Here is a 16,715-nt window from a genome sequence, read left to right on the forward strand (position 1 = left end):
AAAACCGATGGTTATTAACTAAAGATTAACTGCTGTTTTTGTACTACCGCCATGTTGAGTGAACCTGGGACGACACCTGACTTTTACGGTTCCTTTGGTAAATGCATTATCACTAGCTTTAGCCGACCAAATATAAGCTTCACCAGCACCTAGATTACTCATATTTTCTGGAGACAGACTGTTAAGCGATACATTAGCTTTTTGAATGTGCTTTAGCCAAGCTGGTGAATTAAACCGATGCATTATTATATGTGAGGATAATTCAATGAGCGATGTGGGGACTGATGGTGGATCTTGTGAAGCAACCATGATACTAGTTCCCTTGTGTCGCATTTCTCGAACCACCTCGATTAGTCCAGCTACTAGGTCTGGGTTTTCTATGTACTTGTGCGCTTCATCAAAAACAACAAGTTTGTTGAATAGCTGTCCATTATGAGTTGCCTCGGAAAGAATTTGTAATAAAACAACGAAGAGTCCCAAAGCTTCGTCTTTTTCAATAAACTCATCTCGTAAATCCACGATAATTAAGCGACCAGGACGAACAGCATCAGTTAAGCGACGCGTATCATCAATGTATTCAGCCGCAAATTCTAGCCTAGTTCTGGCTAAATCTTTTAGGTGATCTGATAGAGAAGAGTTTTCTACACCTTGAATAATTTCTTGAAGTGTTAGTTGATCGCGCAACCTTCTCATAATTTGGTTTACTTGACGCAAATACATACTTTGACTACCAACAGCACCCATCAAAAATCTCCAGTGTGTAGCTTTTAGTTCTGATGCCGCAAAGGTAAGAGGAAGAACTTCTATATTTGGGTACTCAGCTTTTCTTTCTTCAACTTTTGAAGCGGGAACGAGGATCACAACATCTTTAAGCGCAGCTGGTTCTGCCCCAAATCTTTCACGCAACAAAGTTACTTGAATAGGCTCGGAATTGGGTGAAACCATTGAAGTAAACTCAGGTTTGTAATCTTGGGTTGGACTGTAATGAAAAATTACAGTTGCTAAGGGGCTTGGTAGAATGTTGATATTTGAAATAGGTATACAAGCCATTTCAACAATACTGCCTAATGTGTAACTTTTTCCTGCTCCTTGAACTCCAAAAAGGCTGATAGTGTGAGTTTGATTCAAGTCTAAAGCAACCTTACGTCCAGATGTTTCTCCTAGAATTCCATACTGGGGGGTTGAAGATTGAACGCCAAGCATTACATCATAAACCAGTTCCTTTTTAGGTGCTTCATCAGTTTCAACCTGTAATGGTAAAGGTAAGGCAAAATTATCTGGTGGCTGTGAGTTAATAACTTCAACAGATTTTAAGACATCCTGAACCTCTTGTGTTTCTTGATTGTTTACTGCGGAAGCTTCTATCTCTTCACTGATACTTGAGGGGATTTCGTAAGAATTTACTGAAGAGTAAACTACTGGAGTAGAAGTTTCAGGATGTTCTTCTTCTAAAATAAGACTTTGTTGCTCATCCATTATCAAATTATCCCAAGTTATAGAATGTTTCCTTGATGGGACAAGAAAAGCGGCTGATATCAAACGAGGGATTGAGTCTGTAATATCCCTTGGCTGTGACTCTTTTCTAATATTTTTCCCCTCAGAAGATTGAGTGATTTTTACGATAGGTTTTGCTAAAGCGATCAATTCTTTAATTAAATCAATACCAATACGATGATATTCAATTCCTTGGTCAGATTCCGGTGGTTCTGTGCCTGCTTTTCCAAAATCAAAAACTAGCGCACTTCGCGTAAATGTAAGCGTGTAACCATCTTCTAGTGTTGTGATTAAGATTCTTGCTTCTTCTGCGGCATCCTTCTCAATTACTTCATAGCGCAAAGCTCGTTCTAAGTAAAATTCAAGTAGAGTCGCAAATTCACGAACTTTTAATAATATGTCTGGTCTTGGCTGTACCTCAAAGTGTAGGCATAAAACGTTTTGAGATTGATTAATTTGTTCTGCTATTTGCTCTTTTAATCGATTGAAACTGCTAATACTTCCTACCTGGGCATAGCATTTAACTTCAACTAGGTTGCAAACTATAGTTCGAGTTTTAGCATTGAGATCAAAAAGCGCTAAATCTGTACGTTGCAAACTGACTGAGTTACCTAATTCATCTGCTTGCTGCTTCGCTTTTTGAAACAATTCTACATGGGCATCCAGAGGAAGTATAATTTGGTTTGATAATGCTCCTTGGTAATGCAAAAATAGACGAGCTAAAGCTAGTCCAAGAGCTTCTGCTTGCTGATTAGCAGATGAGATTAGTTTTAATGCTAGTCGTCCAGAGAGCGATCGCAGCTGTTCAAGAATAACCCCTGCATGACTTCCTTCAGCCTTAAGTCCATATTGCTCTAAAACTTGCGACAAAACTGATTCCAGTTCTGATAAAGAGCGCGAAGTAACCACCAATCGATGTCCAAGACTAGCAGCAGTATTAGGAACATAGTCAACTAAGTAAGGTGGGCGATCGCTCTGACCGCCGTGGTCGAAAAATTCAATGCCAATATTACGATCAATGGTGAAAACCCAATCACAGACATTATGAATATGATGCAATAATTCCCGTTGTTCTGCATTTAGACCTAACGTTACCACTGGACGTTTTTCAAAAGCTGGTACCCCTGTAGCGACAGTAGCAGTTGCGCCGGACATTATTTTAGGCAACTCAGCCAATAAATCAATCAAGTTTTCTGCACCAACAACAGAACGCGCTTCGCCATGACGGGGTTGTCGCCGCCAGAAAGTACCATTCTCATTATCTTGAAATTCGACAACAAAATCTTGAACTAGACCATATAAGGATGCAATCTCTTTCGAGCGGAAGGGTGGTGCTGAACCGATTTCTTTTGCGGGAAATAAATCTACTAATATACTAATGTGAGCTTGATATTTATTTTTTGATTCTGGGTTACGAAAATCATTAACGGAATGAACTGCCAGATTTAATTTAGGAAACAAGTAATTTCCGCTAGATGTAGAAAAAGCATCAACTACCTCTGACGTTACGGTGGAAATTGGTGTAAGGAGCTGTTCTATAGCTTCACCAACCCCAGGCGCTTCTGGATCAGGGACAAATAAGCGAATGTCATACCGTAAATCTCTAAATGCTTCCTGCTTTTGCAATAAAATAAGGGCATCTGCAAGAACAGTCGCACGACCTGAGTTAAATGCATTAATACTGAGCGTGCGGATGTATGGATTTTGTGCCAAATAACTTTCAATCCGAGAAGCTAAGACTTCAGCATTGACCGCAGCGCCAATAGTAGGTTCTGTTAGTCCTAAAGCAGCACAGACTTCCCCTAATAAGCCCCGTGTGTTTTCTTCGGTTGATGGAGCATACAGCGACCAGAATGGATTAATATTATCAACCGTGATAAAAACTCTGCCGTCAGTTAGGGGCAAAGTTGGAGGTACGTTTAAAGGTAGAAACCCCTGTAAAATGCCATCTCTCGCAGAAACCACATATTTTTTTTGTCCATTGTAGGTAGCAGCAACCCAAGATTGTGCAATTTGACTCCATGTTGTCAGCCATAAGGCACGTAGTGGATGGGTTGATCCTAATAATATAGCTTCCCGTGTTTGTCCACGGAAGTCTGTAATCTCCAAGCGCACTGTATCTACCAACAGTACTTTTTTCAGGTCACTGAGAGATTGCCAGTCTGAAGCATTGCTTTTTTCTACTTTACGGCACAAGTCAACTAACAGTTCTCGATATGCCGCAGCGTACTCATAAGCAACGTCTTTCAAAGCAATAAAATTAACCGCCTGAGAAATAAGGTTTTTATCTCCCGAAAGAATGTCGGCGAAATAATCAGCACGGGTTGATAAAAAACTTAATGCTACTGCTGATTTCGGAAAATCAATAATATCTGTTGAAGGCGAACCAACTTGACCCATTTTGACCTGTAATTTCCAACCTACAGGACTTTGTGGAGATGTTAATATTGCAAATTCTAAATCCTTTAAGCATTGCGCTATGGGGATACGAAATTTGCCGTCACGACCAAATTTTACTTCTAAGGCTTCTTGGGCTGTGCTGCGAGTTTTGCTACTTTTTTCAGCCCAAACTACATTTTTGAGAGTAACTACATTGGGGTCGCGACCCTCAGCGATCGCCTTAAACTGGAGTCTTAGTTTTGCGTGTTCTAAGCTAATTTCTTCAGAAAACTTGATTTCTGGTGGTTCTGCATCAATTTCAGCATTGGGAAGTACATAAAATAATTCACTTTCATAAGGCTTTATCTGGGCAAGAGTTGAACTATTCTCTGGTTCAGCTAAAGGTATTGAATCATCATTCTCTGTCCAAGGTAAAACCCTAACAAAATGCCAGCCTTCTTCAAATTCAAATTTATCGAGTTTATCTAAAGTAACATTTTTATTTTGGCTTCTTGTTTTCCATACTTTAACTTTTTTAGCACTTCCAACAGTACAACCATCTTGCGTCATAATTTGGACAGTAAAGTGGTCTAACCCCTCTATTTGCTGAGGATGGGGGTCTACCTTAAACTCAACTTTGAATTTTTTTTGCTCTTTGGGAACTAATACTTGTTGACCAATTAGGCTTTGTAAACTTTGATTGGTTTCATCATCTTTTACAAAACTTAGTCCAATATCCAAAACTTCTATTAAGATTTTATCAGGACTAACATCTTCCTGAAACTTCCATTTGTCAAAAGATATATCCCAATTTTTGCGGTTTAATATAACTTGCTTAGTCCACACGTATGGGTCTTCTACACCTACTTCAACTAAATATTTATTTAATTTATTTTGAACTGATTTATCAGTTAACTCTAAATCTAAAACTCTACCCAAAATCGATTTGTCAAAATTTAAGGTAAGCTTTTTCATCGATTCTAAATTCTTGCTAATTTTGAAAGTGGTATTTGTAGGTTGATCAAACAAATGAAAATCTGGAACCAAACCCAATTCATACAATGCAGCACCAAGGGTATCCCCAGCAATCCCATTTATAACTGCGGTTTGCAAAAAACGCGCTTGCTTTACTGCATTAGCCCAACGCCATTTTTCTTGGGTTAAATACTTCAAAATTTCTTTAATATAACCTTGTAAAGGTGTCGGAACTTGCTGAATGAGTTTCTGAACTAGTTGCTGATAAACATCAGCCAGAGAAATTTCTTCAAACGACGCAACGTTGAAGGAATCTTCTGCATTTGTTTGCAGATTTGATGGTAAAAAGATAAGTAATGGTGGTCGTAACGAACCATCAGGTAAAGGGTTACGTAGTTCGATTAACTTGGTAGACGAAATATATAAATCTGGGTTGTCAGTATTTTGTCCGTTACCATTCAAAATAAAAACTTGCGCTTCTGGAACTTCTCGACGCAAGCTGCGCGTCAGTATTATCATCAGATGTGAGTCCAAATCTGCGACTCGCATACAATGACCTTTACTGCGTGAAGCAAGAATATCTCTCAGGCGCGGTAACAATAATGATTCTAAAGCTTGAGTTAATTCCTCATGCTGAAGCTCTTTAAAATCTTGGCTCATTTGTTACCTCTGGAATTCTCAGTATTGATAGTATAACGAGGAGTCACTGTTTGGGTAACATAGGCATCCGATAGGTCTTGGAAAAATCCAATTTCTCGCAGACGAGTCTTGAAAGCTGTAACATTTTTCCGCAGTGCCTGCTGATCTACAATGCTGGGTTGTCCGAAGCCATCAGCAGGAGGTAAACGATCAATGTAGAGACCATAGCGATCGCGCAGAAATATAAGCAGTTCATCAACCCTAATTTCACGGGTCACAAAGCTTGTTCCATTGGGTTCCAAAACAGCAATTTGCAATAGTACTTCAAGTAATCGACTTCCTAAAGCAAACCAGCGAGGGCTGCCCTTAGGACGAAATTGACGTAGCAAACCTGAAGCACTATTTTTTACGAAAAAAGAATCCAAGCATTTGGTAATAGCCTCCCTATGACTCCTGCCTTTTAAAGCTACTATTATTTCTATAAAAGTATCAAATTCTGCCAAATTCATATTAATAATGCGCTGAACTTCTGGAGGAATTGAAGATTCTGCTCCTCCTTCCTGATATCTTTCTATAAGTCCCGTTAATCTTGATTTAAAATAATCCTCCCGTTCTTTATTCTTAGAAGGATGCAAAAGTTGTAAAACTTCTCCAACAGAGAAATAATTTCCAGCAGGTGATAACTTGTTTCTTTTTTTTAAATATTCAGCCATTTCATCTAATTTTTTGGTGATGAAATGAGCTTCAATATAAGTTTGGATACGACGGTAATGGGTATCTGCACTTTGACAACTTAACTCTGTCATGTGAGGATTGGTAGGGTCGCCCATATCAACCAGTAACTCAATACGGTGCGGACACTCACCATGCGGTGAAGATATTCTGGGTTTTACAGGACAGCGATCGCACGTTGGGTCACTTCCACGCCGCTTTACTAACGCTGGTAAAAGTTTCATCAGGCGCAGGTGGTACAGCCCTAAGTGGAATGACAACAGCGTTTTCAGGTAATCCACCAGAACTGATCGAGGCATATAACTTTCATAGGTTAGTAAACGGAGAATATCGTCTGCTAGCAAGTCTGCTTGACCAATACAAAGGGGTGAGTATCTCTCAAGTTCTTTGGAACGGTCTTCAGCGTCTTTTTTGACTTGCTTATCAAAATGTAGAATTGCCTGAGTTTCTACATCAATTCTTTGGTCTGAAAGTAAAATACGGTCAGTTTGTTGGTCAAGCCCAGCAAAAATAAAATCCTTCAACGCATCCCTTGCAGCTTGACCCAAACCATTACGGGCATAATAAATCATCCAATAAATTTGCTCAGATGAACCATGATCTCTAGCGTGTTTTGTATTTCTATATTTGTATGCATTACCGTGTAGTGGTCGAGGCGATACAACAGCTTGGTTTGATTTTCCTCGATTAACTAAATCCAATAAATCAGTTTCTAGCCACTTATAAACGATATCTTGATGAGCTGCAAAGCCAACAAACTTATCCTGATTTTCTTCTTCGATAAAATCTTCTAAAAATTTATCTATAGTCAATATAGTGCTGGAACTTCTAACTCTACCGGGATAGCCATCAAATTTCAGTCTAGGAAAGAAATTGAGTAAAGCCCTGTCGATTTCAATATGTGTGTAGTCAACATAAGTTATTTTGCCAAGTGCAAAGGCTTTGTCTTTTTTATCCAGTTCCATTAAATTCCCTCTTGGACTTGCGTCAGCGATAAATTACCAACTTCATCGCGGCTGATACTATAAAAGTCTTGTCCGGTTTCTGTGAGTAAAACTTCTTGATAAGGGGCTGAAGCCAAGATATTCTTGAATACAGCTAAACTCCGGTAAAGCCCCTGTTGTTCTTCAATACTGGGACGATAACCCGCATCAAGTCTTTTCAACATCTCATATACGTCCAAGTTTATACTTAACTCTGCATCCTGTCTCATTAAAGAATGATACTGAAGATAGAATGCTTGTGGCAAAAATTCTATAAAGCGAGTTATTCCCCCAGCTTTACCAAGTTGAATGCCAAAACTATTACTATCAAATATACGGTAACTGCGGATAGTACCGTTGTTGACTTGGTGAACTCGTAGGGCTAGTTTATTGCCAAGACGAGATGGATTTCTTAGCCCTTCACCCCTGTTAATAGCTCGTAAGAGAGGTTGCACTTCCTTGGCTAGGTCTTCCTCTGCTGTTACTAGCCTGAGAAAATCTTCAAAATAAGAATAAGGTAGCATTTCTTGCCATCCTGAGTCTCGGCGTTCAAAGTATTGCCGCCGTCGTAGCATAGCTATATATTTCTTGTATGCTTTTTGACGATCATCTTCAATTTTACCTCGATAGTCATTAAGTAGTTTTTCAAATGTCTTTTGTAACAAATGGTCATCATTGCGGCTACGGTCTGAGAAGTTAAACCGCCCCATTTCTTTAGCACCGGGTTCTAAAAAGGCAAAGCTGCGGTCAAGGCTAGGATTGCTGGTTTCTCCAACATCAATTTCTTGCAGCAGAGAAATTAAGCGATCGCCTGAACCACCCATACCTCCCATCCAAGAATTAAAATAAAATCCATCAAGGATGTGTTGTCGTGCTTCGGGGGTGCTTTGGCGATACAATTCGTGAACGCCGTCACAATCTCTCGTTCCCGCCAGCATAAAGGCTAAGGCTGAACGCAAATCCCGCAAGGTAATATGCAAGCGGCCGCGTAGGTGGGTGATAGTATATAGGGTTTTAAGCCTTTCAATCACTTTCGGACTTGCTGTGCCATCCATGAAAGTGCGGGCATTGTGGTAAATGTAACATCTTTCTTTCAGGTCGCAACTACCGCAAGCTTCCCAGAAGCGCGGTTCAGTCATGCGGCGAATTAATCTATCAAAAATTGAGTGATTTCCTTGACCTAAATCGGCGACAACTGACCGGATATTGAGGTTGATGACTACAACACCGTTTTCTGGATCTGCACCTTTTATGCCATTCTTGACTATTTTGGCGAGTTTGGGAAATCGGTTTTCATGTTCAGATAAAAAGTCAACTAGGCGACCTTCGTTAATCGCAATCAACCGCGTTTCGTTGGTTTGCCAAGTTTTTGTATTTGACCCTTGGAAAGATGCTAAAAATTCTAAAAGTACATCGTTATTAGCTTTATCGCCTTCGTCTTGACTACCGTCATAATTGGTAAAGAAAGTTCGTCCTCCTATTTGAAACTCGGAACCGTTTAATCCTCGTTTTAATTGAACGTTTTCTTTCTCTTGTGCATAGTTTTCTAGTTGCTGAATAAAAGCGGTTTTACCATCACCTGCGTTCCCGGAAATCATTACTAAGCTAAATTCACCTGCTAAAATTGCAGGTTGCAATGCTTGGTCTAACAGTGTGGGGACATAAGTTAACTTGCCTATTTTATCTAATCCTCTGGTTCCTGCATTGGTTTGCTGACTTTGGCTGTACAGGGTAAGCAAATGGCTAACAAAGGGATTAAAATTAGGTTTAGAAGTATCTGTTAATGCCGATGGTAAGGATTCAGTTGTTAGCTGAGTGGGTTGGGAAATTTTTCTTGGGTGTTTGATTACATCCAATGCTTCGCCGAATACCTTAGCAGAAGAAAATCTATCAACCCTGTAGGGAGAAATAGCCTTCATCAAGAATTGTGCTAATTCGTCACTCAAATCCTTAGACGCAGTAAAATTTCGTGGATCGTGGGGTAGTTTATCTCGCCTTAGCTTCGGATCTCGATCATCGAAAGGATATTTACCTGTAATGCACTCATAAAAGGTAATCCCCAGTGCATAGAGGTCGCGATCGCTTTTTTCGGCTTGATCAATTTGGTCTAAATCTAGAGTCAAGTCAAAATCTGGTGGGATATATGCCCTAGTTCCGCCGCCTGTCATGGTTTCATCTCTTTCTGAGACAGCAACATTAAAGTCAATGATGCGAACTCCCTTGTCTGTCAACAGGAGATTAGAAGGCTTGATATCTTGGTGATAAACACGATTTTCGTGCAGATGTGCTAACCCTTCGGCAGTTTGCAGTGCAATTGTTACTGCATCTTCCAAGGAAAGGGCTTCTGTTTCTAGGAGTTTTTCTACATCTTCACCATCAATATAATTAAATAGAATGTATGGTGTATCATCTGGCAATTTACCAGCAATAATGACTTTCACAATATAACGATGTTCGGGAATATTTAGCAGTGTTTTGTATTCTCGTATTAAACGTTGGTAAATTGATTGTTTGTCACGGGTGATGAGTTTCATTACTAAATCCCTATCTCCCATCGAATCAAATACTTTGTAGGCTACACCAAATCCACCTTGACCAAGGCGCTTTTGAATAATAAATAGCTCATCAAGAACATAATCCGCTGGTAAATTACACAAGTCTATTTCAGCCAAAGATTTAGGATTTTCCTCTGTATTAGATGGAGGTATCACTGGTGATTTGGGTGTAATGATATTGTTGAGTTCCACCAGTGTAACTGCTGCACTTATAAAGCGTTCTTCAGGGTCAAAAGCGCAAAGTTTTTGCAACCATTCATCGATACCTACTGGGAGGTCTGGTTTATAGGCGGATGCTTTCTCTGGAAAAATACCATCACAGTCAAAAACTTGGGAAATATTCCCAAAAGCCGTTTGTCCCGTTAATAATTCGTAAAAGACCAACCCAGCCGAGAATAAATCTGAGGCGATACTGGCTTGGGTGGGGTCGCGGTAACACTCAGGTGCTTGGTAGTTATAGTCAAGCTCGTCTACAATATCTTCTGCAATGGTACTGCTGCGGTTTTTTGTCACCCTAGCGTAGTCAAAAGCTGTTAGCCGCGCATTGCCATCAGGAGTGACTAATATGGCATCTAGTGTAAGGTTGCGGTGAATTACTTCGTATTTATGAGCGTGGTCAAGGGCTGAGAGAATATCGCTGATTATGCCAATTTTCTGGTCAAAAGTAAGTGCTAAATTGGGTTTTCTAATGTGCTGACTAAGGGGTTCTCCGGCGATATCTTCTATAACTAAAATGAATTTCTCTTCTGCTTCGGTAGGGAAAAATTCTGTTAATTTTAAGATGTTTGGATGGCCAGGCATCTGCACCATTGAACGATAAGCATTGCTAATCAGATTCCGTTGGCGATCGCGAATGCTATGCTCTTGGTAGGGGTCAACTTCATAAACGCGCAGTCGGGCTATTCCCCCGCGTTTACCGAGAAAAATATGCTTGGCGCGGTATTCTGTATATTTATCTGGGGTTCCTCCCAGTTCTTCTTCTATTTGCCATTCACGGTAAATAATAGGCGCAGACTTGGGACGGGCTTTCCCGACAATTGCTTGTTCGATATTAGTGTGAAAAGAACGAATATCCTGTGAACGATGGCTAGGAATATGACCTTTGCCTTTGAAATAAGTCAGGCATTTTTGATTGAGGTAAGTGATATCATCTTCATCAGAACTCCCATGAGCATCAACATGAGAGTTAGGGGCTGTCATTAAAATCGCAGCGTGGACGTGAATTTGTTTGAGGTCTGTTTTGGTGGGATGAGTATCACAAATTAAAGATTTGATAACCCTAGCATTTTGTCTGCACTTTGCTAATGGCGCACCAATATTACCTCGTCCTTCTGGATACCATTTTGAATTATAAATATCAATTAGTCCGGGAATACCTTTAACATCAACAATAAAAATGCTGTGAGGGGCGATGATGGCTAGATCAATTTCATATTTTTCTTTGCCTTGAGGGATTTCAAAGTTATGAATTATGGTGTAAGTATCGGGTAAGTTATCGCGGAGGAATTTAATTGCTTGGCGTTCGGAGTCGTTGACGGGTTCACCTATACGAATGACTTTAGCAACCATTAAACTACCCCCTCAGACTCAATCCATTGCTCTACCAAGTTTCTCGCTCGCTGTTCTTTCTCAATAGCTTTGCTTCTTGCTTGGGAAATTTGATATCCAATAGTACCTATTTCTTGCATCTTTTCTTCTGAAAGCAGAGGGATAACTGTTGCTTTAATCATGCGTACATCAAGATGTGGTATTGAAGAACCAAATGCTCGTGCTTTTAGTTGTCGTCTTCCATATTCAGATGACAAAGCAATGAAGAGATAACCTGCAATCGCTTGTGATTTAGCCTTTATACGAATAGCATCTTCCGTGACTGCTCCACCAACTACAGAACCATAAGGAAATACAACATGACCAATTATGCCTGCAAGCTGACCGGATCGAGGAACCAAAAGTGTTTTATCATCTACTATATACTGTTTAATTCCTGGCTTATTCTTAGCTATATAGTATGTGAGTGTTGGCTCAAGCCACATTAGAGTGGAAGTTCCAAAAAAAGGTATTCCGTAAGCTGAATTATCAATTGGGGTACGCTTGAATCTTAATGGCTCTACAACCTCATCCGCTATAGTACCTAAAGTTGTCCTCATTGACTCAGGAAGTTTCAATAGTGGTTCTAGCGCAGATTTGTGATAATTGCTGTGAAATAATCCATCTAAACGAGAGCTTAACAATTCAGAGGAAGTGACAGAAGTATCCGGTTCTGTTTTATTAATTGTTCGGGGTAGATGAGGTAAGTTAAAATATTTTTCCAACTTATGAATAGCTGAAGATAGCTGAATATTTGCCTCTGTTCGTATTCTCGCAGCTTCTAAAACTAAATTATGCACTTCTTCTTCAATATCTTTACCTAATCTTGGCACTGGTAAATCAGCTAAATGCTGAGGTTCAATACCTTGAATAATTGAACCGTAAGTTCCTGAGATAACAAGAGGAACTCCGAATTTACTACTGAGATAAGCATATAAATAGCCTGGCAAAATCTTGTCAGGGTCTGCAACAACCCGCATAAAATGCTGTGAACCCGCCATACCTCTCATCTCAGAACGGGAATAAACCATTCTACCTATAGTTCCAGAGCAAGTTATCAAAGTCCATCCTTCATCAATTAGTAACTCTGGATGTGAAGCTACTTGTTTTTTAGATAAAAGAGTAAGATTTGATAAATCTGCTGCCAAAATATCTACACTGCCAAGAAAAGGAATACCGTATTCTGGGTCTTCAACATAATTACGAGCAAATCTGGGACCATTAAAAATCCCTTTCATTCCTCCCTGCGTAACTTCATGCAAAGGCTGTTTCTTGGCTGACAGTTTTTCAAGTATCACCTTCGCTTCAAAAGCCCCAGAAAGATACGGGTTACAATCCAAACGCCGCCCGTTATTTTCCATCCAAGAGGACATCACTGGAAAGTCTAGCTTGGTAGTTTTCATGCTTGATCCTCCTCAAATGGAAACCACTGCTGCATTTTAATGCACAACATTTCAAATGCTGTATCTGTACATCCTTTGACAGAGACTTTGCTGGTTATATTTTTATAAATAGCTGATGAGCGAGGAGTTCTTGAGAATTTCAAAGCATCTTCAACAGCTTTCTTCGGGTCAGCAGGTTTTAATGCAGAAGCATCCCATAAACCTTTTTCTTCTAACCACTTTCTTAAAGGAACATCTTTTTTAAATCGAAAAGCCTCTTCTACGTTACGATTATCCTGTAATATCCAAATCTCTAGTTCTGGGTCAATTACAATCACTGCACAATTCTCTTCATCCCAACCAGTTTCAATAAGATTTTCCATAATATTATTAGAAATTCTTTCTACCCCAGGCGACCCATCCCAAGCATTATCTAACACCACAACAGCATAACGATGAGTTTTTTGGTAAAGGCGAATTAATTCATGGGCGCGGTTATACACACCTGGATCACTACCGGCTTCAACAATAATGTCCTGTTGTGGGTCGAATGCAAACTGCCGAATTCCCAAACTTCTATGGAACTGCTTTCTTGTCAAAAAACCCGTAAAAGCTGCCTCCATATTTTTATCAGCCAGCAAAAAGATACAATCTCTCATCCCAGTACCCCTGCTGCAAACAGGGAACCAAGGTCAATACTTCCCTGCCAATCTTGTAAACGTGGGTGTTTATTTCCGGGAATTGCCTCTGCACCATTTTCTTTACTACTTCGCATCACAATCACTGATTCTAGTTCAGTATATGCCAACACTACAGGAGAATGTGTAGATACCCAAACTTGAGAATCATACACCGAACTCAAAGATTGTAATACTACCTCAATTGCTCTGGGATGAATACCATTTTCTGGTTCTTCCAAAAAAATTAGACTATGCGGTTGAGGCAGATATGGCAAAATAGTTAACGCCAAAATATGCAGAGTTCCATAAGATAATCCTGAAGAAGTAACAACATGATTACCCCAATAGGTTAATTTGAGGTAAGCATGATAATCTTCTTCACGTTGAATGGCTTTTATTGTCACAACATTAGGCAAAGCCATTTTGACGTGTTCTACCCAAGACTTAAATAAATCTGGCTGTTCTTGTTGCAAATTCAGCACTAACCAAGGCAGATTATAACCATCTTTACGCAAAGTTTTAGGCTGACCAGGCGGACAAGCTTTCCGCAGCACTGACCAACTTGGTTCATAACGCATTACGCCTTTTTCTAAAAGATTTCTGAACCAAATAGATGCAGAAAATTTATCAATATCATTAGGTAAATTTGCTAAAGCTAATTCTTGAGGTTCCAGTCGCAAGTTAATTTTAGAGCGGCTTCGGTCTTCTTGTTTAAAAATTGTTCTTGAACCGGATTCCCGCACAATAATTGTTTGCCAATAACGAGGGCGTTTACCTCCTATTCCCCAGCCTTCTTTGGGTTCAGAGACCTTCTGCGGAACAATATATAAAAATTCATCAGTTACATGAAGCTCAATCTTATTAAAAATTTGAAACCGAATTTCATACCTAATACTCCGAGGATATCTATTTTTATGTTCTATAACTGTGGATGGTGCATATTTAAGCAATTTAACAATAATTTCTTCAGGCAAATCAGCTTCTATGGCAAAACCAAAATAATTCCCTTTGCCATAATGCAGCAATTCTTGTAAATTTTGCGCTCTCGGACTGCCGCCAATAGAAGGAGATTCCAAACAAGCTGATACTAATCCCTGTGATAGAATTTCGCTTAACAATAAAGGAATATCAAGCAGCGTACTTTTACCCGTGCCATTCGCACCAGCCAAAACATGATATTGACCGAGTTTAATATCAAGCCTTTCAAAGCAGCGATAATTAAAAGCTTCTATTCGAGAAATCATATACCTGGAGTTGGATATTCTTGGCGGAACTCTCGATATTTTTCGGCAATTACAGGCAGGTCATCATCAAGTATCTTTTCTTTTCGTTTTAAAGGACGTTCAATAATACGTTCCCCAATGCGAATTCTTTCTATTTTCTCTTTCACCACCACAATTTCTTCACCATCAGGAGTCCGTTTATAAAGCGTATTTCCTCGACGGTCAAATCCTACCTTCTCTGCCACTGCCATAAATACAGGATAGTCCGTCTTACCTCCCAAATCCTCAGCCCTAATTTCCTCTTTGGTTTTCTTCTTGAGGAACAGCAAACTTGTGAGGATATTTACATTCGCCTCTACAATAAATGCCTCAACTGGAATATCTACACTAGCTAATACCCAAGAATGACGCAGAATCCACCACCGGATATATTCAGTTCCAGGATTGCCCAAAATGCCATCTGGCAAAACAATCCCCATCCTTCCCCCCGGTTTTAGCCAGTTCAGACAACGTTCAACAAACAACACCTCCGGCGCAACACTCCCCTGAAGTCTGCCAGTCCTGCGAAAACTACCATCCTCTGTACGTTCCCAAGCGTAAGCTAATTCAAACTGCTTGAGTGTATTTTGATCCGTAATCGGAATATCAGAACCAAAAGGCGGATTAGTCAACAACACATCAATTGATTCAAAAGGAATTTCTTTTTTAGCTGGTTCTAAACCGTCTAAATGCCCATTGGGAAAATCCACAGAGTTGATGTGATAAAGATGACCCCTGCCATCTCCCGCCATCACCATATTCATCTGGCAAGCTTTAATTAGAAACGGGTCAAAATCCGCACCAAACACTTGTTTCTCGGCAAACTGGCGCAGGCGTTTATTGACAGACAGAAACTCCTCCGTAGTTTCATCTTCCACTGGTACATTTCTAAACTTTTTCATCATATGTGCCAGCACTGCCACCAAAAATCCACCAGTTCCACAGGCTGGGTCTAAAATCCGCTCATTTTCCTGGGGGTCAAGCATTGCCACCGCCAGCTTGATAATACCCCGTGGTGTAAAGTATTGGCCGCGATCGCCACGCAAATTCGCACCAACTATTTCTTGATAAGCTCCACCCTTAGCATCTACATCTGTGCGTGTAAAGTCATACTTTGCCAATTCAGAAACCATAAAAGCAAGAGCGCGGTCAGAAAGGGTAATTTCCTCATTTCCCCTGAAAAGATTGCTGTAATTTTTTTTCACATCCTCAAACAACGGTATAAGTCGGTTCCGGATTTCCTTGCGTCCCTCTGTGTCAAACTGTTCCTTTGGCCCCGCCCAAAATCGCCGTTGACCGCGAGGCGATTTCTGCTCATCATGCATTTTGCAGAAAATCAAGTATAAAAACTGCCAAAATGCTGCATCCTTGGGCATTCCCTCATTCCCGTGAATGAAATTATGGCAGCGCCGGAAAGCCACACGCAGCATTTCTGGATCAGCCTTGCGGGTACGCGCACTAGAAACTACTTCCTGTGTGTCCAAAGATTCATCAGCAGGGGGCCAATCTCCTATCGGCTCAAATCGGTCTTCAAACCGCGTTTTTTGCTTCTCTAAATAAAAGAACTCTAAACCATTCGTCCATAAACCATACTTACAGGAGTCAATATGCACCATGATGGTTTCTAGTTCTTCTAAATCCTTCGCTGCTTGGTCGTAATCTCGAATCCTAACCGCATTTCTGCCGACCTTCGGTTCTTGGCGACAAACCACCACCCGACTTAAATTTTGAACCGTATGCTCCTGGTCGTGGTGAAAAATGGCAATATCCAGCTTTTTCCGCTTCCCATTAATAGAAACTGGAAAATCAGCCGCCATATCTTCCACCGAAATTCCATACTCGTGAAACAGCGCCCGTGCAATCCGTTGACGCACCTGTTCTTTTGGCGTATCTTTGAGACTTTTCTCACCACTAATAAAGTCAAGGATATAGCCATCAGAAATAGTGAAATCTTCTGTATCAACTTCTAAATCAGGAATAGGCAACTGTTTTGATTTCATGTGCTAATGACATTTTCCTCATTCCCCTCCTCACTTACCGCAGGGAG

7 protein-coding genes are annotated in these 16,715 nt (G+C 40.3%); all 7 read right to left on the reverse strand.

Annotated features, from left to right (window positions below; all coding sequences use genetic code 11):
- Nucleotides 1–18: 18 nt before the first annotated feature.
- Genes mads8 through mads2 form a run of 7 tightly spaced genes read right to left on the reverse strand, consistent with a single transcriptional unit; the run spans nt 19 to nt 16,668 of the window.
- Nucleotides 19–5,508: a methylation-associated defense system ATP-binding protein MAD8 gene (gene mads8, locus NSTC731_RS20800; RefSeq protein WP_445626597.1), complete on the reverse strand. Its 5,490-nt coding sequence runs from the start codon at nt 5,506–5,508 to the stop codon at nt 19–21.
- The gene (mads7, locus tag NSTC731_RS20805; RefSeq protein WP_445626598.1) at nt 5,505–7,184 is read right to left on the reverse strand and encodes a methylation-associated defense system protein MAD7; all 1,680 of its coding nucleotides are present in this window, start codon (nt 7,182–7,184) and stop codon (nt 5,505–5,507) included. The genes mads8 and mads7 overlap by 4 nt, the downstream gene beginning before the upstream one ends.
- A complete protein-coding gene (gene mads6 / locus NSTC731_RS20810) occupies nt 7,184–11,326 on the reverse strand; it encodes a methylation-associated defense system protein kinase MAD6 (protein WP_445626599.1) in 4,143 nt (1,380 codons plus the stop codon). Before mads6 ends, mads7 begins: the two co-directional genes overlap by 1 nt.
- Nucleotides 11,326–12,747 carry a methylation-associated defense system restriction endonuclease subunit S MAD5 gene (mads5, locus tag NSTC731_RS20815; protein WP_445626600.1) on the reverse strand — a complete coding sequence of 474 codons (1,422 nt, stop codon included), beginning with the start codon at nt 12,745–12,747 and terminating at the stop codon, nt 11,326–11,328. The genes mads6 and mads5 overlap by 1 nt, the downstream gene beginning before the upstream one ends.
- Nucleotides 12,744–13,385, reverse strand: a complete 642-nt coding sequence (mads4, locus tag NSTC731_RS20820; RefSeq protein ID WP_445626601.1) for a methylation-associated defense system protein MAD4 — start codon at nt 13,383–13,385, stop codon at nt 12,744–12,746. Before mads4 ends, mads5 begins: the two co-directional genes overlap by 4 nt.
- The gene (gene mads3 / locus NSTC731_RS20825) at nt 13,382–14,650 is read right to left on the reverse strand and encodes a methylation-associated defense system AAA family ATPase MAD3 (RefSeq protein WP_445626602.1); all 1,269 of its coding nucleotides are present in this window, start codon (nt 14,648–14,650) and stop codon (nt 13,382–13,384) included. The genes mads4 and mads3 overlap by 4 nt, the downstream gene beginning before the upstream one ends.
- Nucleotides 14,647–16,668, reverse strand: coding sequence for a methylation-associated defense system DNA methyltransferase MAD2 (mads2, locus tag NSTC731_RS20830; protein ID WP_445626603.1), 2,022 nt, complete (start codon nt 16,666–16,668; stop codon nt 14,647–14,649). The genes mads3 and mads2 overlap by 4 nt, the downstream gene beginning before the upstream one ends.
- Nucleotides 16,669–16,715 lie beyond the last annotated feature (47 nt).

The organism is Nostoc sp. DSM 114167, from assembly GCF_052692655.1.